Below are 20,427 nucleotides of genomic sequence, written 5' to 3' on the forward strand. Positions count from 1 at the left end.
GGGGCGTGCCCAGGTGTGCCCAGGGCGTTACCAGGCGTTCCCATGCCGCAGGTCGGTTCGGGTCTGTTCGTGTCGGCCCGCCGTCCCAGGGGGCACCATGAAGGGGTGGAGATTGACGGGCACCCGCTGACCTACCTGCTCCACCTCAACGGCTGGTCAGCCACCGACTACTTGACGCGATTAGACGTCGTGCACCGCAGGCTCGGGTACGGCCGGATCGCGACGAAGGACCGCAAGCGGGTCACACGCTGGACCCGGTACGGCATCACCCCGGAGATGCCCGCCCAGCTGGCCATGGCGGCCCTGCACAGCATCCCGGCCGAGGAGATCACGGCCCGGCCCTGGCCGGAGTGGCTGAAGCTGGCATGTATCCGAGAGCGGCAACTACTTGACGCCGCGTGGAACCCACAGACCACGATCGAGCTACTGGACCGCGTCGCCGCCACAGGAGGGCCTATGGAACGCAGGGGATTCCTCGTCGTTACGGGCATAGCCCCGCTGCTCGCCGGGGCCGCCAACGCCGAGCCAGCCGCCGCCAGTTCCCGCGGCCGCCGCATCGGCCAGCAGACGCCTGCCCTGTTCGACAAGGCCCTCGCCATCCTGCGGCGTCAGGACGACCAACTCGGCTCCGGCCAGGTCCACGCCTCCGCCCGGGCTCAGCTCCGACTGATCACGACGACCCTCAAGACCAGGGCGACCACCGAGGAGACCGCCCGTCAGCTGTACGGCACGGCGGCCGAAGCGGCCCGGATCTGCGCGTGGACCGCGTACGACTCCGGCTATCACGCCCTGGCGGAGGAGTATTACCTGGGCGCACTGCGGGCGGCCACCTCGTCCAACGACCCGGTGGTCACCGCCAACACGCTCGCCTTCTGGGCGATCATGCGCTACTCGACCGGCGACCCGCACGGCGCGGCCGACCTCGTCGACGGCGCCCTCGCCCAGGCCCTCCGGATCGGCTCGCCGAGGATGGCGGCGATGCTGCACGCCCGGCTGGCCCGCGCCCACGCGCACGCGGGCGACTCCCGGGCCTCCGCCCGCTCCCAGAACGCGGCCCTGGATGCCTACGACCGGGCCCGCGACCGTTCCCCGCAGGAGGATCCGGACTGCGTGTACTGGGTCAACCTCGGCGAGCTGAGGATGCTGGCCGGGTCCTGCGCGCTCAACCTCGGCCGTCCGGCTGAGGCGCTGGCACAGTTCACCGCCGCCGAGGACGGGCGGCGCAGCGCCGACATCTACCGCGAGGACGACTTCCCCCGCGGCGCCGCCATCTACCTGGCGCGCGAAGCGGAGGCCCGGATCGCGCTCGACGACCTCGACGGCGCCGTGGACACCGCGCACCGGGCCATCGAGCACATGGGCGGCGTCACCTCCGCACGCGGCACCTCCACCCTGGACAACCTGCGCTCGAAGCTCGCCGTACGCAAGGACGTGCCGCTGGTACGCGACTTCCTGGAGAGCACAGCCTGACCCGTCCGCCGGACCGAGGGCGGCGCTGACGGGGCAACAGCGCCGCACGATGGCCAGCGCAGCGACCGACCGCGTTAAAAGGGGGCTCCACACGGAGCCGTGCAGGTCGACCGAGGGCGGGCCGGGTCGAAACACCACGTGATCACCGACGGCCACGGCACCCCGCTCGCCGTCCTGCTGACCGGCGGCAACCACAACGACGTCACTCAGCTCCTGCCGCTGCTCGACGCCGTCCCGCCGGTGCGCGGCAGGGTCGGACATCCCCGCCGCAGGCCCGACTCCCTGTTCGCCGACCGCGGCTACGACCACGACGTCTACCGCGACCAGGTCCGCGCCCGCGGCATCGTTCCCGCCATCGCCCGACGCGGAACCCTGCACGGGACCGGCCTGGGCACCTTCCGGTGGGTGGTCGAGCGAACCGTCGCCTGGCTACATGGCTTCCGCCGGCTCCGCATCCGCTGGGAAAGACGAGCCGACATCCACGAAGCCTTCCTCAAGCTCGCCTGCTGCCTGATCACCCACCGACAACTCAGGCCATTTTGTGAGCCGCCGATAGCCGGTTAAGAACTTCGTTGGGGGTGAGGCTCCAGCCGACCAGGCGCGGCCCGCTCCAGTTGATGCCGATCACAAGTCCATCCCGGGCGGCATCGGGCAGTACGCGATCGCACCAGGTGTCCAAGGGCACGGACTCAACGCGGAGCCCATGCCCCCAGATCTTTGCTGCCCTCTGGGCGCGCGGCGAGGTCGACCAGAAGGGAAAACTCCGCGTGCCGTCCGCAGAGAGGTGAGTCGGGCTTCCATCGTCATCCCGGACAAGCCAGACCACGCTGCTTTGGCGGACGTCTCGGAAGAATGCCGCCGCTTGCGAACCGCTCTGACTCATGGCCACCGAGCCTACCGTTCTCCAACACTCATTTCGTTAGGAGTTCTAAGGGCTTGCCGGTAATCAACACGCTGATTTGATCTTGGAGTTGTCCGGGGCGAGGAATCTCGTGATGTCGGCTGGCGTGCGGAACCGGGCTGTGGAGGCGGGGATGTGGACGCTGTGGGCTTCCAGGAGCGGGCGAACGTCTTTGACGGCACGGCTGATGGTCATGGCGGTGGTGTTGAAGAGTTGCCCGAGGAGCTCCTGAAGACTGTGCTTTCGCAGGTAGAGGATGGTGACCAGGATCTGGTCGGCGGGCGTGAGGCTGGGTTTGCGGCCTGTGCCGCGGGCGACGCGGCGTGGTCCGCCGCGGGCTGCGTGGCGGGCTTGCTCGCGGGAGTCTTCCAGCTCAGGGATCAAGGTGTTGATCAGGTCGCTGAGCTGCTGGCGTGTCATGCCGGTCAGCTCAGGGTGCTGCAGTTTGTCGGGCATGAGGGAGTGAGTGCCGCCGGCTGGCGGTCGGTTGTGCCGGGGCCGGTCCGGAGGCGGTCGTTGGTCTGCGGGGTGGAGGGTGTAGTTCCAGTCTCCGTGGAAGCGATGCCGGATGATCGGTAAAGCGGCGATGGCCTCGTCGTTGATCTGGATGCCGGTGGGGTACTGACCGCTGTCGAGTTCGGCGTGCACCGTCAGGCCGGTGCGGCTGGTTGTCGCGGCGATGGTGCGGAGCATGACTTCATGGCTGGTCAGGGGCCTGCCGCGCCAGTTCATGGTGATGTGAGAGAACAGCCGGTGCTCGATCTTGTTCCACTTCGATGTGCCGGGCGGCAGGTGACACACGGTGATATCCAGGCCGGTCTCGTCGGCGAGGTCGGCCAGATGGGCCTTCCAGCCGCGGGTGCGGTAGCCGTTTGATCCCCCGGCATCAGCGGTGATCAGTAGCCTGCAGGCGCGGGGGTAGTCGTGCCGGCCGCGGGCCTGCCACCAGCGGCGGATCGAGGCGACGGCGAACGCCGCGGTGTCGTGATCGGTGCCGATGCAGACCCAACCGGTGTTCGTTGTCGTGTCGTAGATTCCGTATGGGATTGCCTTCTCGGCCTGGCTGGGGAAGTCGTGTGTCTTGACCTCCACGGGCTGCTCGGCGGGCCGCCACTCCTGACCGGCGTTCTTGTAGTTGCCGATCAGTTCCTTCTTCTTGGTGTCCACGCTGATCACCGCATCTCCGGCGTCCCGGTGATCTCGTGCCTGCTCGTTGAGGTAGCGGAACTGGGCGTCCCGGTCCGGGTGTTGGGCGCCTTCGACGGTCTTGGCGTTGGCCTGCAGGCTGAAGCCTTCCTCCCGCAGCAGACCGGCGACCGTGTCGGCGGAGACGGGATGGCCCTGGCGGGTCAGCTCTGCTGCCAGGTTCCGGGTCGACTTCGTCGTCCAGCGCAGCGGCGACATCGGATCGCCCCGCTCGTCGGGCTCGACCAACGCAAGCAGCGCGGGCCGCAGTCCCGCATCCAGCTCACTCGCCTTCTTCCGGCCTCCGCCTGTACGGCGGACTCGACCCAACGGGCCCTGGCCGGACTCCAGTTCAGCCGCCCCGCGCGAGACCGTGCCCGCCCGCACTCCGGCCGCACGGGCTACGAGCCTGATTCCACCGTGTCCCAGCGACCGCGCCTCCGCCCCTATGGCCAGCCGGCGCTGACGCTCGTCCAGATGCGGCAACAACGTCTCGAACTTCGCCGCCAGGACGGCCTCGATCCCCTCCGGTCTCCCCATACCACTACAACGATCCCCGGAGCTGGAAGCCACGACTTATTTCCCGGCAAGCCCCAAGAGGTGAGTTTCCGGAGCGACTCCGCTGACGTCCCGTCGGCCCGGCAGCGAGCCCGCAGATCAGCCAGGAAGTGGGCGCCGACGGCCTGGACGTCGCACGTGGTGATGCCGCTCCGGTCGGTGTCCCCCAGTGTGTCACGCACCGTCGTCCGAATGGCCTGACAGCCCGCGCGTCACGGAATGCTTCGCAGGCCTCGGCCTGGTCGTACGTTGCCCACCCGGCGGCGCACCTCCGTACGCTGCCGCTCCGCCGTCCGGCCCGTCGCCCACAACGGCACGGTCCCCTCCGGCAGCTCCACCGCGCGGCGGACGAAGCCGACCACCATCTCCGGGTACTCCTCCGGCTTCGGGAAGCGGCCCATCCGCTGATAGGACTTCAACGCCAGCAGCGCGAGCTGCCCGTCCGCAGCGACGAGGGTGAGCAACGGCAATTCACGTGGATCACCTCCACACCCGCTCTGCACGCTCGGTACCGTCTTGAGTGGCGGTTCCGGGCGCGGCCCGAACAGAACAGGCATCAAGGGGAGTTCAGGTGATTGACGTGCCGCCCAGCCAGCAGATGCGAGACCTCGGAGTCGTCCAGCACGGGGCCGGCATCCTCGCCGAACCGGCCCGCGCCTTCGACCTGCCCGCCGAGCGCGACGAGGCCGAGCGCATCACCGACGAGCTGTTCGCCGCGATGGAACGGATCGGACAGGTCCACCCCTTCGCCAAGGGCATGGGCATCGCTGCCCCGCAGATCGGCATCGGTCGTGCTACGGCCGTCGTCCAGCCGCCCCGTGATGCCCCGGCGATCATCCTGCTCAACCCGCGGATCATCGACCGCTCCGCCGAGATGGACGAGCAGTACGAGGGCTGCCTGAGCTTCTTCGATGTCCGCGGCCTGGTCCCCCGCCCCCTGAAGATCACCGTCCAGACCACGGGCCTGACCGGCGAGACCGTGACCACCGTGTACGAGCGCGGCCTCGCCCGCCTCATCCACCACGAGATCGACCACCTCGACGGCCTGCTGTACACCGCCCGGATGCGTACCGGGGTCGAACCGATCCCCGTGGAGGAGTACCGGCAGACCGGCCGGGCCTGGATTTACGAAGGCGCCTGAACTCAGTGACGGTGACGACGACCCAGCGCATCCTCGACCTCGCTGCGGCGGCACCGGCCAGCCTCGACGAAGACCTGGTGCTGCTCCTGCGCGAAGCGAACGAGCTGTACCAGCAGGGTCTGCAGGAGCTGCACCGGAGCCTGGCAGAGCGCCTCGGGGGGCTGGGCACCGAGGAGCTGATGGTCGCCGCGAACGCGGCCGGTATGCCCTGTGATGCCTCACAGGACCGCGACGAGGTGATCTGGCTGCTGGCCCTGGCCGAGTGGGAGATGACGCCGGCCGCCCTGGCGTACGCGGAGATGGCGAAGGACGCGGCGCACCGCGGAGTCTGCTTGATCCCGGAGGAGTGAGCCGTGCGCGCGGCCGTCCGGGAAAACCCTTGAGCCGCGGGCTGGACCCCGAACCGAAACTCCTGCCATTATTTTCTTTGCGAGCCGGGCGGGCCGGCCCGCTTCTGACAGGACGGACGGTTTGGCCATGACCTCGCGCCGCGAGCCTCGCCTGGCCGACGCTGCCGAGATCGCGGCTGAACAGGGCCTGACCCCCGCGCGGATCACCGGCCTCTACAACGAGCGCGCCGAGAACGCGGCCGGCGTGCCGTTTCCCGAGACCGCCGGCCAGCGCGGCCGCGCCCGCCTGTGGGACCACGGCCAAGTCACCGAGTGGTTCGCGCACCGCACGCCGGCAAGGCTGAAGGAGCACACCCCGCCCTCCCTAGGCCCGCAGGAGCTGCTGAACGCGGCGCAGGCCTCACGGTTCCTCGGCTACAAGAACTCCAACCAGGTCACCACCTTCGTACGCGACCACCCCGGATACTTCCCCGACCCGGACGTCGTCGAAGAGCTGGGCACGGCCGAGAACCCCTACCGCCGGCAGCTGTGGCGCGTGCAGACCCTCAAGGACTGGATGGCCACCCGGCCCGGCCGCGGCAGACGCGCCGGCATCGACCGCCCGGTCTCCCTGCCCGCCGTCCCCGCCGACGGCGACCCGGACGAACTCCTGGGAGCAACCCAGGCAGCCGCCCTGCTGGGATACAAAAGCGTCGGTTCGTTCTCCAGCAGCCTCGCCCAGGGCAACCTGCCACTGCTGAAAACCGTGGACGCAACAGCCGAGAACGCCGGACGCCAGAACGGGCGCCGGCGGTGGACACGCCGACGCATCCTCGAACAAGCCGCCCAGCGATCCAAGAAATAGAACCCGGCGGTCAACACCCAACCGCCCACCGCCCACCGCCCCATGAACGCGGCAGCCGGCAACGGGCGTTGGCCCCCCTTGCGGGCCGGATGCCGCACGACGGCCGGCACGGCACGGCCCGCCACCACACCCCGCACCAGCCCCGGCTACTGCGGACCGGCCATCGCCAACCTCCAACAACCGCCTGCCGTAGGGCTGTTCCTGAGCCGCCACGAGCCTTCACGCAGCCGTGGTCGGGGCCACCGGCGCCGACCACGGCCCCGACCACGAGAAACGTTCCCGAGTCGTGACCGTGGTCGGGGGCTCATGGTCGGCCGTTGGGTTGGGGGCTGCCTGTTGCCTCAGCCCCATGACCCGCTCCACACCAGATACTCCGGCCACCGAGTCGGCCCCCAGCCCCGCTGAACCGCTGCGCTTGCAGGTCCTGACCGCGCTCGCCCTCCACCGCATGGCCACCACCGGCCAACTGCGCCAGATGCTGCGGCCGGACGGCTCCCGCCAACTGCTCTCCCGCACACTGAACAAACTGCGCACCACAGGCTTCACCGACCTCACACCGCTTCCGGGCGCGGACCGGCCGCGCACCCACGCCTGGTACCTCACACCGCAAGGAGCACGCCTGACCCGCGACCTCCCCCTCCTGCGCGGCCGCCCGCCCTACCCCATCACCTCAACAACCGCAGCATCACTGAAGACACCACACACGCTCACCGTTGTGCGCGCCCATCTGCCCTTTGCGGCAGACGCCCGCCGGCTCGGACACGAACACGGGCCGTGGGACTGGACCCCCGAGGTCTCCCACCCCATCGGCGACGGCGAACGGGTAACCGCCGACGCCCTCCTCCACTACACCATCACCCAAGGCGAACACCGGCGCAAACTACGCGCCTTCATCGAAGTCGACCGCACCACCATGAGCAGCGAACGCCTCGCCATAAAACTCATCGACTACGCCCGCCTCTTCACCCACGAACCACCACCCGCCGGCCGCCGCCGACCCGCTGCTCCCGGACCGGCCTGGCTCCGCCACTACCCCCTCTTCCCCCGCATCCTCTTCATCCTCACCGGAGCCTCCCCCACCAGGCTGGCCCACCGGATCAACGACCTCAAAGCAATGACCATCCAGCACCCCCTCGTCGCCGCCCTCGCCCGCGAAGTCCCCCTCGCAGCCGCCATCCTCGAAGACATCGAACAACTCGGCCCCACCCACCCCGTATGGACCCCACTCACCACCGGCGAACCACAATCCTGGACGGCGCTGTAAGAAACCCAGAACACACCCCGACCCAGGAGGATGCGGCGCAGCTTGGGGTGGGAGGGCCGCACCCTCCTGCCCTTGTCGCACCCCTCAATCCAGGAGAGGACATTGAGCGACGGCATCACGTGGCTGACCGAGGCCTGGCGGAACGACGCCCCCATCCTGTTCGTCACCTTCGCACGCGGCATCAGCCCAGGCGACCTCGTTGTCCGGCTCGGCGCCCGGCCCACAGAAGTGCTCGACCCGATCACCTTCGCCGAGGCCGAGCGGCTGACGTTCAACGACCGCGCATCAGCCCGCGTAGCCCGCTTCGGTGAATGCGCAGGCTGGTCACACGCGGTGGAGCAGGGCCGGCCCTCCAAGGCCTGGTGGGCTCACCCCGACCTCTCCGCAGGCGCCGTCGAAGTCCTGCACCTGACCCCGAAGCCGGACGACCCGCCCAGTGAGTGCTGGTACTACCGCGACAGCCAAACGGTCGGCCGCTTCGACATCGGCGACACCCCGGATGGCTTCGTTCACTTCTCAGAGCAGCGATTACCCATGTGCTCGGGAGGCAGTGGGAGACGAGTCGGCATGCGGATGTTCAAGAGAAATGAAGGCACCTGACAGTCCCATGCGACGGACGGCCGTCACTCCTGAAGCGGGTGCACTCCCCGTGGTGGGATGTCGATGCTCGCCAGTACGGGCAGCAACCGGGCCAGCGGCTTCCCTGGCTGGCGGCCGGTCCGTCGGTGGCTTGTGGGATTGGATCGCCGGCCTGTCAGCGGGTACGGGGCGGACCCGCACCGAGCGTGGTGCGGGCCCTGCAGAGGGGCTGGCTCAGCCGACGCAGGCGGGGACGCTGTTCGGTGGGGCGCAGTTGTTCGGGTGGTTGCGTTTGACCTCGGTGTCATTCAGCGTGACGGTGCCGGACTCCTCGAAGATGCCGCCTCCGTCGTCGGCATGGTTGTCGGTGACGGAGCTGTGGTTCAGGGTCGTCGATCCGACGGCGTTGAAGATGCCCCCGCCCCGGGCGGTGCCGCCATCCGGAGCCTTGGCGGTGTTGGCGCTGATCTGCGATCGCTCGGTCGTCACGGTGCCGCCGAGATCGTTGCTGATGCCGCCGCCCCGGGCTGTGCCGCCCGGAGCGCTGGCGGTGTTGCCGCGCACTGTGCTGTTGTTCAGAGTGAGATCGCCCTCGGGGCCGAGACTGATCGCGCCGCCCGTGACGGTGCCGCCATTGGGAGCGGTGGCGTGGTTGCCGATGACGCGGGTGCGTGTCAAGGTCAGCGTGCCTCCGTTCCCGGCTGCGCCGCCGTTGGCGGTGCCTCCCGGGGCGCTGGCGGTGTTGTTGCGGATGACGGTGCCTGTCACGGTCACCGTGGCGGAATTGTTCAGAGCGCCGCGCGCGGTGCCTCCCGGGGCGGTGGAGTGGTTGCCGCTGATGAGGCTGTCCCTGATCGTCGCCGGGGCGAAGAAGGCGATGGCGCCGAGAGCGAGACTGTCGGTGTTCTTGGTGACGCGGACGGCGTTGTTGGTGAAGCGGGTCCTTTCCACCGTTAGGGGCCCGTTGTTGAGGACTCCGCCGCCTGCGGCAGAGCTCTGGACGTCACCGTTGTAGACGGCGGTGTTTTTGCTGATCTCTGTGTCTGCCAAGGTCGCTGCGCCGACCCCGGCGGCGTTTCCGCTTTCGATGCCGCCGCCCTCGGCGAATACGCTGGACTCGGCGGTGTTGTTGACCACTCGGCTATGCCTCACCATCAGCGTGCCGAGGCTGGAAATGCCACCACCACAGGCCCCGCCGCCCGGGAAGTTCGGGCAGTCCGGTGCCGCGCCACCGCTGATGGTGGTCTTGTTGAGCTTCAGGATGCCGGTGTCGTCCACGAAGAGGATGCGAAAATCGGGGGCGGACCGGGCGCGCGCGATCGTCGCGCCATTGCCTTCGATGGTGATGCCGCTGGTGATGGCCGGCAGGCCGTTGGACGAGTTGGCGGGGTTGGGGGTAGCCAGCCAGTAGGTGCACTTGCGGGTCAGGCGGAGGGTGTCGGGGCCCGGTGAGCTATTGGCCGTGTTCACCGCCGCGACGAGGTCCGGGACCGAGCACTTCACGTCTACCGTGTCGGCGTGGGCGAGCGGGGCCGGGAGCACCATTGCAACCGTGGCTGCCAGCCCGGCCGCAGCCAGAAACCATCCCGGATGCGATCGCCGGACGCCAGCGGGCGGATCCGTCGCTCGGACGTTCTGCAAGGACATCAGGGCCTTCTCCTTCTGCACCAGGAGGCACCCCACCGGGCACGTCCCACTACCGGCCCGGTCCGCCCTGGCGCAGGTCCTGGACGTGGGCCGCTGGAGACCAACCGACCACGGTCTCCTGCCGTCTGCTTCCCGGCAGGCCCGTTTGAGCGAGGCGTGACACCCGGAAGTGGGGGTACGCGCGCACAGCAGTGGGCGGGTGCTCACTGGGAGGCCACTTAAGAAGTGGAACACCCGATCCTGAAGAGCTCGGGTCGGGATGCGGCGTTAGGGCGTTGCCGGAGCGGCGCATCTCCCGGGCGCCCCGCTCCGACCCCTTCCAGCACGCCGCTCCCTAGCGAAACGGCGGCGGCGCGTTTGCCTCACATCCCGAGGCGCGGGCCGCTGGGTGTGTCCCAGGCCGATGTCCGGGGCTGTGCCGGATTTCGTGACTGAGGCCCAGCGGGTGACTACGCGCCCGGCCGGGCTTGCGTGCGTGGCTGCCCCTGGCAGCGTCATGCACCCTGGCACAGAATCTCAGAGGCCCCAAGTCCATGCGGGGGCCTCACCGCTTTCTACGCCTCCCAACGCGTGCCTCCCGTACTCGTGAACACCGCCTATCCGCGCGAGCGTGCGACTCCCAATGACATGTCAAAACGACGCCGCTACTCGCGTACAAAACCACCCCGGACAAGGGCATAGCGTTCCTGCTCCCGGCGTTCGAAGAAGCCGGACTCCTCGATGACGACGTGAGCGAGGAGTTCGACTCGCTGCGTGCGACCCTGACCGCCCTGCAGCAGCACTCCGGGCTGTCACTGCCACGCCAGGACATCCTGAACGGCCGGCTGCCCGCAGCGGTAACAGCGACCACGCCGCCAGAAAACCTGGGGGACTAACGAGCAGGCCATGACCAAACGCCACACCATCCACAGCCGAGCCCGCACCGCCATGGTGGGCATCGTCACCCTCACGATCGTCGCCGGCCTCGTCCCCGAGACGGGGGCGGTAGATGTCGCAATCCCCACCGAACCCAGAAGGCCCTCACCCATGCAAGACCACCCTGCTGTCACCAACGTGCCCGAACAGCACAGCTGATATGGAGGGCCTGGGTGTCAAGGGACGTGCGGTGTCCGGCTCGACATTCAGGTGCCGGGCCTGGTCTTCGTGTTGTTGGGCCGGTGGGAGAGGGCGTGTAGTGAGGCGTGTCGGCTCGACGCGCGGTCAGACTGATATGCGCGGGTTGGGTACCGCATGACCGGTTGTGCGTCGGGAGTGTTCCGCGGGTCTAGGGTCGAGCGTGGCCGCACCGATCTCCGGCGGGGCTGCTCATAGCTGTGCCGCGGGTCCTCCTCGCGCTGCCCGTCCAGCGCCGGTCTCCCACCGGCGGCTTGCAGGCCGGATGGGGTCAGGACGGCTCGTCCATCACGGCCAGGCTCCAGCACCATCCGGCCAGTTCGCGGGCGACGGCCACGGCGGCGATGGTGGGCCGCTTGTCGCGGGCGTCGAATCGCTTCCACCGCTGGTTAAGGCGCCGGTTGCCGCGCTCGGCCCGGTCCCGGACGGCGGGCGGCTGACCGGCCTGGCGGCGCATCAGCTCGCGGCCCAGACGGTACCGCTTGCGGTGGTGCCAGGACGCCTCCACCAGCAGCCGGCGGGCGTGGCTGTTGCCGGTCTTGGTGATCGGGCCCTGCGCCCGGCGCTGGCCGCTGGAGGCTTCCGAGGGCACCAGTCCCAGATAGGAGCCGATGGTGGCGCCGGTGAACCGGTGCCAGTCGCCGACCTCGACGGCCAGACCGAAGGCGGTCAGTGTGCTGACGCCGCGCAGGCACCCCAGCCGCCCCACCACCGGCGCAAACGGCGAGACGGCGGCCATCTGCTCGATGGCCCCGTCCAGCCGCCCGCGGCGGGCATGCGTGTTCAGCACGGCGTCGAAGGCTTCGTCGAAAGCCAGCTGCACGCCGAGCCGGTCGAAGGAGAGCGAGCGCAGCCAGCACTCGTGCTCCTGCGTCCAGGCCGAGCCCTGCCACACCAGGCCGTGGCGCAGCAGTAACTTGGAGAGCCGGTGGCGGGCCCGCATCAGATCTCCGCGCACGTCCTCGCGGGCCCGCACAAGATCCCGCGCGGCTTCCTCCGCCTCGGTGGGCACCCGCACGGCCGGGAGTTCCCCGATCCGCAGCAGCCTCGCCAGCCGCTCGGCATCCCTCCGGTCGGTCTTGACCCGGTCACCCGGCGGCCGTTCGACCTTCGACGGTGCGACCACCACGCACCGCACGCCCGCCGCCAGCAACGCCCTGGCCAGGCCGAACCCGGTCGGCCCGGCCTCATACGCTGCCGCCACCGGACCCGGCAGCGACGCCGCCCAGGCCACCACCGCGTCCGTTTCCGGCGCCAGCCGCAGCGACCGGATCTCCCCGGATACTCCATCGATCGCGGCCCCGACGACGGAACGGGCGTGAACATCCAGCCCGGCATACGTACGCTCGAACATGACCGGCACCTCCCGCAATTGCGGCTCTACCGCCACTCAGAGTGGCGGCAACCCGCGCCAACTTGCGAGCGAGGCGCCGGTTCTCCATACGGTCTAGGGCGGCGTTCAGCGGCCCCATCGGGGCGACTCCAACTGGACCCAGTTCGTGGGCGAATGGCGAAGATCAGGCGGCGTGTGGCGGGCACCGGAGGGCGGATTGCCTTGGGACCACCGGGGCGGCACGGTGTGGACCGTGATGATGGTCATGCGCGGGTTTCGGCATGATGGCCGTCGTGACGGATCGAACATCCTTGGAGTCTGAACTCGCGTTGTTCATGGGCGAGTACGAGTTGGCCAACAACAGCCATGACATCGAGCGCGTCGTGCCGTTCATTGCCGAGGACGCCACGTACTGGTTCTCGGACGGCTCGTATCGGGGCATCGGGGAGATCCGGTCCGCGATCGAGAAGACGTTCGCGAAGATCCTCGACGAGGTGTATGAAGTCCGGGATCTGGAGTGGCCTGTACTCACAACCGATGTCGCGGTGTGCCGTTATCGGTTTGCCTGGACCGGCGTCGTCGATGGTGCCTTGCGGTCTGGCCAGGGGCGGGGCACCAACCTCATCGTGCGGCAGGATGGCGGGTGGAAGATGCTGCATGAGCATCTGAGCTCCTGATCCCTCAGGCGGTCGGCTATGTCGTCCCGTTGGTCTTGATCGCTTTGGTGCGGGCCAGGCGGGGCAGCCCAAGCTGACGGGCCGCCAGCAGGCCCATCTGGTCGAGCAGCACGCCACCGGCGAGCACTCCATCGCCGACCCCGCCGAGTTGTCTGTGTGTCGAGGGCGACGGTGTACCGCGTTCTGGAGCGGGCCCGATCTTCCAGCGACGTGCATAGCTGACGCGTTACCGTAGCGACCGTTCAATCACCTGGCAGCGGGGCCTCCCACGGCTCGGCGATCCATCCATTCGGCTCCCACCCGTACCGTCTCAGCCTTCTCGCCTCGTCCACGCGCCCGGCCGCGTGCAGCAGATCGGTGGCCAGGGTCAGGGAGCCAGTGTTACCAGCTTCAGCATGGGTTCTCAGTCGCTCCAGGGCCTCGGCTATCCGTGTGGGCCTCTGCAGCAGCCAGGCGTAGTCGTCCCTCAGCATTAGGGGAGCCCACTGCGTGGTGACCCTCGCGCCGTCGACGACGTTGCGTTGGACCCAGGCATCGGCGTCCTCAATCTGCTGCATCTTCTCCAGCAGAGCGTTCATCCCCAAGGGGGCGGAATCGCTCGCCTCGGAAGCAAGCTGATGGCATGTCAAGGCCTCGTCTGTCATACCGCGTCTGGTCAGCAGCAGGACTGCCCATCCCAGAGAGAGAAGGTCACCGGCTTCGGCGCCGCGCTGGTACCACGCGACCGCTTCTTCCTCCCGGTCGGCCATTCGCAGGATGTCGGCCGTCGGTCTCAGAGCACGGGTGTCGCCGGCCTCGACGGCGCCCCGGTGCAGGCGCATGGCGATGCGGAGAAGACCACGGGCGTGGGCCGCGCGGGCGAGTGATGCATGGCCCGCCGGAGTGCCGTGGTCAATCAGGGCGTCCCACGTGTGAGCCGGAACTGGAACGACGAGAGCGTCGCGGGCTCCGGGAGCCGGAGGAACGGTGCCGCTATGCCGGCCGTGTTGTTCGAGGTAGTCGGCGAGACGGTAGTGGGGTTGCGCGAAGGTGGGTTGGCCGCGTCGTGGCCGGATACGGGTCAGCGGGCCGCGGGTGCCACGCACCGGGCAGACAACATAGGCGAGGGCCCGTTCGAGCCAGTCGTCCTCCAGCAGGTCCCACTGCGTGTCGGTGAGATAGCCCTCGGCGGCGGCCTCCAGCAGAGCCAGGGGCAGGGCGAGGCCGTGACCAAGGCTGCGCACGTCCATCGCGGCCTCGATCAACGCCTTGGCACCTGGGGATGCGTTGTTGTAGCGCTCGATCAGGGCGGGGACGCCGGCCAGATACTGGGTGACCTGCCCCTGCTCCGCGTGCTGAAGAGCTTCGGCCAGACGAGGGTCAGTGGCGGCGGCCTGTGCAGTCGTGAGTTCCTCAACGCTGAAGGCCTCTGGGACGGCCATGCTCTTGTTCGTGACCAGCTGGCGGGCCTGCACGTACGGGTCCGGTGGTACGGGCCCAGTCCTGGGGACATCGGTGAGCGTGTCCCAGTGCTCGGGCCAGGTAGTGCCCAGGATCAGCACCGGGCCGCGTGCGGGGTCGTTCAGCAGCTCGCGGAGGCCGGAGGCGACCTGCGCACTGTGGTCACGGTCAAGAAGGTAGTGCTGGGCATCGTTGAGCCACACCACGGTCCGCGGCGCCACCAGGTCCAGGTTCCTGATCACGGCTGTCGGCTGATCGGGCTCGATCGGATGCCACAACCGCCATCCGTCCGGCAGGTTCTTGACCGCTTCCCAGCAGGCCCGGGTCTTACCCGTGGAAGACCCGCCGACCAGTACTGCGATGCCGCTCTGCCCATTCGCGGCGGCGGCCACAAGCGAGCCCAGCCGAGTGTCGAACTCACGTCTGACGTAGGCCGGTAACGCGCTGATCCTGCCGACTGCAGCGCCGCCGTCGAGGGCTGGGTGCACCTCCAGGTCGTTCAGAACGAGCCGATCGTCGAACTCGGCAATCGGTCGGCCGACGTAGCGGCCTTCCGCCCGGAAACCAGGTGGCAAGGCGGCGACGGACTGAGGCGCCCTGGCCTGTTCCCACCGCCTCTTCCACAGTTCCTTCGTGCTCACCCACTGCCCTGTCGCTTTGGCGCGGTCCGGCCCGGTGAGGGTGTCGGGTCGAGGTACCCCGGACCATTCCAGCAGGACCTCGACCAGGGTCCACAGGGTCTTGAAGTCCTTGGCCGGGGTGCCCCTTTCGAACCAGCCGCCGACGGTAGTGGGTGAGAGGGCCTGCTGGAGCCGACGGCCGGCTTCGGCGATGGCGTCCGTGCGGTCCCGGCCCTGAAGCGCGCTGGCCTCCAGCTTGCGCAGCTCCGAACGCAAGATCTCTCGTTCGGTACTCAGATCCGTGCTCTCGATCACCGCACACCCTCCCCGGTCCCGCGGATCTGTCGGATCCGTCCGGCGGTCGGCTCAACACCCCTGTGAACTGGGCCTTTGATGCTGGTATCCGCCCGGTCCGGTAAGGCTTCAGCGCTGCGGGGCGGTCGGCTGTGATGTTCCTCGTGCGGCCCATCCGGTGGCTGCACGAAGGGAGGGAATGCCATGAACATCGCCGCCTGGGCCACCCTGGTGCCCGTCGCCGTCGCGCTAGTCGCCGCTGCCGCGGCTGTGCTGATCGTCATCGTCGTGGTGAAGGGCACCGCCTCGCGTGACCGCGCCACAGTGCTGAAGGCTGTCGCCGAAGTGATCCGGGCCGTACGCGGCAGCCGTAGGTGACTGCCCATCAGCCCCGTCACCGGGCGCCCCCTCCAGGTGGGGCGGTGGTGGCGAGCCTCGTCGCACCCCGCTTGACCGCCACGAGCTCCACCTCGTCATCGAGCACCGTCCAGTGCTCAACTAGCTCACGCATCCCCACCGACAGTCGCCCCACGAACACGCATACTGCCGGACAGCCCAGGTCAACGCCGCCGAAAGCGACAAATGATCAACGGCATTTGTGCGGCTCGTGACACGTTCGTTAACGACGCCCGTAGGCCCGCTGCCGGGTCTGTCGGCGTACTCGTTGAAGTGATCAGGTAGGTACGGATGAACGTGCTCAGCTTGGTGGCTGCCAAGACGTCGGTCTCGTGGTGAGAAACCTTGAGTCAGGGGGGCTCCTTGCCGTTTGGGCCGGAGCAAATAGATGATCGGCTCATGGCCATGGTCAGAGGTGCCTGCGATGACATCCCGTTGACCACGCTCTTCCCCCGCCTTTCACCTGCTGACGCGGAATCCCTGAAGCATGCGGCCCGTGGCGTTGATGCGGCTCGCGCCGGCGAAGACAAGGCGGAGTGGGAGTGGGCACTGGATCATGTGGCCTTCCCCGGCCCTCAGCCGTGGACGCCCATCATCCTCGGCCTGGATGTCATTGAGCATGCGGACAGGGGCGATCAGCTGGAGTTCCTGCTTCAGGTGGTGTGGACAGACCTGGGCCAGCTCGCGGTCGACGCAGCGGTGAACGTGGCCTGCTGGTGCGACACCGATCACGCCGGCCATGACGTCGACGCCCTCACGCTTGTTGTCGGTGGGGAGACCTCACTGCCCCGCGCCTTCCAAACAGGCGCTGAGCGTCTGATCGGATGGTTGGCCGACCCTCGCGACGCGGATTATTGGCGTTCCCGAGCGGTTCTGCCTCCCCGCCAGCCCTGCTAGGAAGCCGGCGGGATGACGACGGGTGACGGGGGAAATTGCGTGTGATCAGGCCACGTTGGTGTCGTGTTCGATGGCTGCGAGCCGGTTCTTCAGCCGGCAGCTGGGGCCGTTGATGGAGACGACGTCGCAGTGGTGCAGGAGCCGGTCGAGGATGGCCGTGGCCAGGACTTCATCTCCGAACACCTGCCCCCGTTCGCTGAAGGTCTTGTTCGACGTCAGGATGATCGAGCCCTTTTCATAGCCCTTGGAGATCACCTGGAACACCAGGTTCGCTTCGGCCCGTTCCAGCGGCGGCCCGAAGCAGGCCGCGGTGGTACCGGCGCGGGCGGCGCATGTTGCCGCTGACGCGGCCGGAGTCCCGCGGCACTGGTGAGAGGCCGGCGAAGGACGCCAGGCGGTCGGGCTGTTGGCCCACCGACCCGGCTCGACCTTGCTGCGGCCGCTCCGAGTTCTCAGGATCGGCCACCGCATCGGCTTCTTGATCGCTCGGGGCCAGTCCCGGCCCCGACCGGGGTGGCAACAGTCGAGAGCGTGCTTCTTGGGCGGCATCCTTCCAATCCTCGTACGACTCCCGGGCGAACAGGCACAGCGCGAGCACGAAGTACACGACCATGCGGGCCGGGAGCAGGCGGCGCCGTGGCTCGCCCCGCCCGTGCTTGGCGACAGCCGCGTCCACCAGCTTCGGCGTGAACACCGGCACCCCGGCCCCCACCCCTCCATGAGCTGGCCAACGGCCCAGCCAGCTCAAAAGCAACTGAATTGGCCTTCGCCGGCCCTCGGACCCCCGCTCCCCGCGGTACCGCCCGGCGCGGTCAGGAGGTGTGGGTGGGGCAGCGACCCAACACCCAGACCGCGACCAACCCCGATGCCCGATGGCTCTTCCCCGGCCGCCGGGCCGGACAGCCCATGACTCCGGAAGCCATGGCACCTCGGCTCCGCCAACTGAGCTTCCCGACCCGGCCGGGACGCACAGCGGCGATCCGCCAACTCGTCCTCCAGGCCCCGGCCCCAGTGATCGCCCGGATACTCGGCTACAACGACGACCACACCACCCGGCCCGCCGAAGAGGCCGGAGGAACCTGGAAACGTGATGCCCCCGGGGATCACGCACGGTGACCCGCGCTCAGCGACGGATACGGGAAGCCGGTCACGCACGGCCTTCGTCGCCCCGCAGGTACGCTCCCGCACGCGCTGCAGCCACGGCGGCCTCGGCGGCCTGGTCTGCGGCGGCTTCGTCGAGGCGGTCGCTGCTGGTCAGCAGGCGGTAGTAGAGGGGGGCGGAGACAGCACGGATCACCTCGTGGACATCGGTGCCCTCGGGCACCTCGCCCCGGTCGATGGCCTGCTGGACGCAGGGTGCCCACTCCTTGACGCGGATGTCGTAGAAGCGGTGCAGGGCCTCGGCCGTCTTCGCCTCGCAGGTGGCAGCGGCGATCACTGCCTTGAACAGGGCTCCTTGCCGCGGGTCGGCCAGGGTGCGCTGCACGAGCCGGGCGTTGGCCTTGAGATCACCGAGCAGTGAGCCGGTCTCGGTACGCGGCAGTGACTGCTCGGCCATGTCCACCAGCACATCGGCCACCAGGCCGGTCACCGTTCCCCAGCGGCGGTAGACGGTGGTCTTGCCCACCTCGGCCCGGCGCGCGATGTCGGCGAGGTCCAGATGGGCAAAGCCATGCTCCGCCAGGGCGTCCCCAGCCGCCTTAAGCACCGACGCCCGCACCCGCGCCGTGCGCCCACCAGGACGGACGGTCCCTGGATCCGCACCCTCAAACCCCATAACGGGACTCCAGTTTCGTTAATCACACGCACCTGCTACGTTGACAAACACACTAACGGAACCCCAAGCCCATTAGTCAGGTGCGGGCGACGAAAGAGGAACAGCCATGGAATACAGGCGGCTGGGCGCATCCGGCCTCAAGGTCCCCGCACTGAGCTTCGGCACCGGCACCTTCGGCGGCCAAGGACCGCTCTTCGGCGCCTGGGGCAACACCGATGCACACCAAGCACGCCGCCTCGTGGACATCTGCCTCGACGCCGGGATCACCATGTTCGACACCGCCGACGTCTACTCCAGCGGAGCCTCCGAGGAGGTACTGGGCCAAGCGATCAAAGGCCGCAGGGACCAGGTGATCGTATCCACCAAGACCAGCCTGCCCATGGGCGACGGCCCAGGCGATGCCGGCTCCTCCCGTTCACGCCTGATCACCGCATGCGACGACGCCCTGCGCCGCCTCGGCACCGACTACATCGACCTGTTCCAGCTGCACGCCTTCGACGCCGGCACCCCGATCGAGGAAGTCCTGTCCACACTCGACGATCTCGTACGAGCAGGAAAGGTCCGCTACCTCGGCATCTCCAACTTCTCCGGCTGGCAGGCAATGAAGTCCCTCGCCAGCGCCGACAGATACGGCCACCCCCGCTATGTCGCACACCAGGTCTACTACTCCCTCATCGGCCGCGACTACGAATGGGAGCTGATGCCCCTCGGGCTCGACCAGGGCCTCGGAGCCCTCGTCTGGAGCCCCCTCGGCTGGGGCCGGCTCACCGGCAAAATCCGCCGCGGCCAGCCACTACCAGCCAACAGCCGACTCCACCACACCGCAGACTACGGCCCGCCCGTCGAGAACGAACACCTCTACACCGTCATCGACACCCTCGACGAAATCGCACAGGAAACCGGCAAAAGCATCCCCCAGACCGCCATCAACTGGCTGCTCCAGCGACCCACCGTCTCCTCCGTCATCATCGGCGCCCGCGACGAAAACCAACTCCGCCACAACCTCGGCGCCACCGGCTGGACACTCACACCCGACCAGATCGCAAAACTCGATACGGCAAGCGGCAAGACAGCGCCCTACCCGTACTTCCCCTACCAGCGCCAGGAAGGCTTCGCCCGCCTCAACCCACCAGTCATCGCACCGCCTGCTGCATGACACCGGCGCCACGCAACTGAACCGCACAGCCGCGCGCCCCGGGCCCGGACCGGGGGCTGCCTCGCCCAACACCTCCCCGGGGCCCGGACAGCCGCGGTCACAGCCTCTCCCCCTGCCCGCCCACTTGCCGGCACGACCACAGAAGGCCACCAGGGACTCATACCGAGAGGAACACGCGACAGCCGCATACGCGAGGCCGCCAGCGGGGCACCCCTGGAAGAACGTCTGCAGCCGGACTCTGTGACACCCCCGGCCGGCCGGTCAGCGCTAGCGGAGGTCAACAAGCATCGCGTGCATGAGCGGGACGTGCCCGATCCTCGGGCGCAGGTCACCGATCGCCCGCCATCCCCAACTCCCGTACAGCGCATCGACCTTGAGGTGCGACCGGCGGACAAGAACCGTGGCGCGTCCCTCGGAGCGCTCGGCCAGCACCGCGTCATGCAGCCGGCGAAAGACGCCCCTCTTGCGCCACAGGACGCGCACCAACAGCCCGGACACAGCACAGGTACGAGTACCGGACTCCCTGACCAGGCCCCCGCCGACCCCGGTGAGCAGCCCACCCCACCAGCCAGCGCCCGGCGGAACAACGCCGCCACAGGCGCAGCCGACGGCCAAGCCGCCGCCGTAGCCGACGACGCAACCCCAACCCGGCCGGACACACCAGCAGTCGAGACCGCCCGCCAACCGGTCGACGCCGGCGAAGGGGTCGTCCTTGATGACGTCGGCGTACACCCCGGCACACACCACCAGCACAGTCACGCGGACTCAGGGACCTGACCGGCAGT

21 protein-coding genes and 4 pseudogenes are annotated in these 20,427 nt (G+C 68.7%); 14 read left to right on the forward strand and 11 right to left on the reverse strand.

Features of this window, described 5'->3' with window-relative positions; genetic code table 11:
* The first annotated feature begins 105 nt into the window (after positions 1–105).
* Positions 106–1,470 (forward strand): transcriptional regulator, encoded by a 1,365-nt coding sequence (locus tag OHT76_RS00105; protein ID WP_328868642.1) that lies wholly within the window; start codon positions 106–108, stop codon positions 1,468–1,470.
* A gap of 93 nt (positions 1,471–1,563) precedes the next feature.
* Positions 1,564–2,034: pseudogene (locus OHT76_RS00110) on the forward strand (IS5 family transposase); the annotation flags it as partial.
* Here the strand turns inward: OHT76_RS00110 and OHT76_RS00115 are convergent.
* The 3 genes from OHT76_RS00115 to OHT76_RS00125 form a co-directional block, all read right to left on the reverse strand.
* The gene (locus OHT76_RS00115; RefSeq protein ID WP_328868643.1) at positions 2,000–2,353 is read right to left on the reverse strand and encodes a DUF2750 domain-containing protein; all 354 of its coding nucleotides are present in this window, start codon (positions 2,351–2,353) and stop codon (positions 2,000–2,002) included. The pseudogene OHT76_RS00110 and the gene OHT76_RS00115 overlap by 35 nt on opposite strands.
* 63 nt (positions 2,354–2,416) lie before the next feature.
* Positions 2,417–4,096, reverse strand: coding sequence for an ISAzo13 family transposase (locus tag OHT76_RS00120; protein ID WP_328868644.1), 1,680 nt, complete (start codon positions 4,094–4,096; stop codon positions 2,417–2,419).
* A gap of 230 nt (positions 4,097–4,326) precedes the next feature.
* Complete coding sequence (locus OHT76_RS00125; protein ID WP_328868645.1) at positions 4,327–4,584, reverse strand: hypothetical protein; 258 nt, start codon at positions 4,582–4,584, stop codon at positions 4,327–4,329.
* A 101-nt stretch (positions 4,585–4,685) separates the two neighbouring features.
* Between OHT76_RS00125 and OHT76_RS00130 the strand changes: the two genes are divergently transcribed.
* The 5 genes from OHT76_RS00130 to OHT76_RS00150 all read left to right on the forward strand — a co-directional run bounded on the left by OHT76_RS00130 (position 4,686) and on the right by OHT76_RS00150 (position 8,313).
* Entirely contained in the window at positions 4,686–5,255 is a 570-nt protein-coding gene (locus tag OHT76_RS00130; RefSeq protein ID WP_328868646.1) for a peptide deformylase, read from the forward strand.
* A gap of 5 nt (positions 5,256–5,260) precedes the next feature.
* Positions 5,261–5,605, forward strand: a complete 345-nt coding sequence (locus OHT76_RS00135; RefSeq protein WP_328868647.1) for a hypothetical protein — start codon at positions 5,261–5,263, stop codon at positions 5,603–5,605.
* Positions 5,606–5,732: 127 nt separating this feature from the next.
* Positions 5,733–6,449, forward strand: a complete 717-nt coding sequence (locus OHT76_RS00140; protein ID WP_328868648.1) for a hypothetical protein — start codon at positions 5,733–5,735, stop codon at positions 6,447–6,449.
* A gap of 349 nt (positions 6,450–6,798) precedes the next feature.
* The gene (locus tag OHT76_RS00145; RefSeq protein ID WP_328868649.1) at positions 6,799–7,713 is read left to right on the forward strand and encodes a replication-relaxation family protein; all 915 of its coding nucleotides are present in this window, start codon (positions 6,799–6,801) and stop codon (positions 7,711–7,713) included.
* 102 nt (positions 7,714–7,815) lie between these two features.
* Entirely contained in the window at positions 7,816–8,313 is a 498-nt protein-coding gene (locus OHT76_RS00150; protein ID WP_328868650.1) for a hypothetical protein, read from the forward strand.
* A gap of 213 nt (positions 8,314–8,526) precedes the next feature.
* Here OHT76_RS00150 and OHT76_RS00155 read toward each other — a convergent pair whose 3' ends face one another.
* Positions 8,527–9,960: a hypothetical protein gene (locus tag OHT76_RS00155; RefSeq protein WP_328868651.1), complete on the reverse strand. Its 1,434-nt coding sequence runs from the start codon at positions 9,958–9,960 to the stop codon at positions 8,527–8,529.
* Positions 9,961–10,667: 707 nt separating this feature from the next.
* Between OHT76_RS00155 and OHT76_RS00160 the strand changes: the two genes are divergently transcribed.
* Positions 10,668–10,814, forward strand: coding sequence for a hypothetical protein (locus OHT76_RS00160; RefSeq protein ID WP_328868652.1), 147 nt, complete (start codon positions 10,668–10,670; stop codon positions 10,812–10,814).
* 10 nt (positions 10,815–10,824) lie between these two features.
* On the forward strand, positions 10,825–11,013 hold the full coding sequence (locus tag OHT76_RS00165; RefSeq protein ID WP_328868653.1) for a hypothetical protein: 189 nt from the start codon (positions 10,825–10,827) through the stop codon (positions 11,011–11,013).
* Positions 11,014–11,323: 310 nt separating this feature from the next.
* Here the strand turns inward: OHT76_RS00165 and OHT76_RS00170 are convergent, their stop codons facing one another.
* Positions 11,324–12,406 (reverse strand): IS110 family transposase, encoded by a 1,083-nt coding sequence (locus OHT76_RS00170; RefSeq protein ID WP_328868654.1) that lies wholly within the window; start codon positions 12,404–12,406, stop codon positions 11,324–11,326.
* A gap of 272 nt (positions 12,407–12,678) precedes the next feature.
* On the opposite strand from OHT76_RS00170, the gene OHT76_RS00175 reads away from it, so the two are divergent.
* Positions 12,679–13,062, forward strand: a complete 384-nt coding sequence (locus tag OHT76_RS00175) for a YybH family protein (protein WP_328868655.1) — start codon at positions 12,679–12,681, stop codon at positions 13,060–13,062.
* 242 nt (positions 13,063–13,304) lie between these two features.
* Here the strand turns inward: OHT76_RS00175 and OHT76_RS00180 are convergent, their stop codons facing one another.
* Complete coding sequence (locus tag OHT76_RS00180; RefSeq protein WP_328868656.1) at positions 13,305–15,437, reverse strand: hypothetical protein; 2,133 nt, start codon at positions 15,435–15,437, stop codon at positions 13,305–13,307.
* A gap of 183 nt (positions 15,438–15,620) precedes the next feature.
* Between OHT76_RS00180 and OHT76_RS00185 the strand changes: the two genes are divergently transcribed.
* Together OHT76_RS00185 and OHT76_RS00190 are read left to right on the forward strand one after the other, a co-directional pair.
* A complete protein-coding gene (locus OHT76_RS00185; protein WP_215211100.1) occupies positions 15,621–15,794 on the forward strand; it encodes a hypothetical protein in 174 nt (57 codons plus the stop codon).
* A gap of 417 nt (positions 15,795–16,211) precedes the next feature.
* A complete protein-coding gene (locus tag OHT76_RS00190) occupies positions 16,212–16,709 on the forward strand; it encodes a hypothetical protein (RefSeq protein ID WP_328868657.1) in 498 nt (165 codons plus the stop codon).
* A 45-nt stretch (positions 16,710–16,754) separates the two neighbouring features.
* Here the strand turns inward: OHT76_RS00190 and OHT76_RS00195 are convergent.
* The 3 pseudogenes from OHT76_RS00195 to OHT76_RS00205 form a co-directional block, all read right to left on the reverse strand.
* Positions 16,755–17,000 (reverse strand): annotated as a pseudogene (locus OHT76_RS00195) (ATP-binding protein); the annotation flags it as partial.
* 4 nt (positions 17,001–17,004) lie between these two features.
* Positions 17,005–17,112, reverse strand: a pseudogene (locus OHT76_RS00200) (transposase); the annotation flags it as partial.
* Between the two features lie 165 nt (positions 17,113–17,277).
* A pseudogene (locus OHT76_RS00205) lies at positions 17,278–17,637 on the reverse strand (transposase domain-containing protein); the annotation flags it as partial.
* Between OHT76_RS00205 and OHT76_RS00210 the strand changes: the two are divergent.
* On the forward strand, positions 17,535–17,825 hold the full coding sequence (locus tag OHT76_RS00210; protein ID WP_328868658.1) for a hypothetical protein: 291 nt from the start codon (positions 17,535–17,537) through the stop codon (positions 17,823–17,825). The pseudogene OHT76_RS00205 and the gene OHT76_RS00210 overlap by 103 nt on opposite strands.
* A 31-nt stretch (positions 17,826–17,856) precedes the next feature.
* Here the strand turns inward: OHT76_RS00210 and OHT76_RS00215 are convergent, their stop codons facing one another.
* Entirely contained in the window at positions 17,857–18,486 is a 630-nt protein-coding gene (locus OHT76_RS00215) for a TetR/AcrR family transcriptional regulator (RefSeq protein WP_328868659.1), read from the reverse strand.
* A gap of 106 nt (positions 18,487–18,592) precedes the next feature.
* On the opposite strand from OHT76_RS00215, the gene OHT76_RS00220 reads away from it, so the two are divergent.
* Entirely contained in the window at positions 18,593–19,642 is a 1,050-nt protein-coding gene (locus OHT76_RS00220; RefSeq protein WP_328868660.1) for an aldo/keto reductase, read from the forward strand.
* Between the two features lie 267 nt (positions 19,643–19,909).
* Here the strand turns inward: OHT76_RS00220 and OHT76_RS00225 are convergent, their stop codons facing one another.
* Positions 19,910–20,401: a GNAT family N-acetyltransferase gene (locus OHT76_RS00225; protein WP_328868661.1), complete on the reverse strand. Its 492-nt coding sequence runs from the start codon at positions 20,399–20,401 to the stop codon at positions 19,910–19,912.
* Positions 20,402–20,427 lie beyond the last annotated feature (26 nt).

This window comes from Streptomyces sp. NBC_00287, assembly GCF_036173105.1.
Classification (GTDB): Bacteria; Actinomycetota; Actinomycetes; order Streptomycetales; family Streptomycetaceae; genus Streptomyces.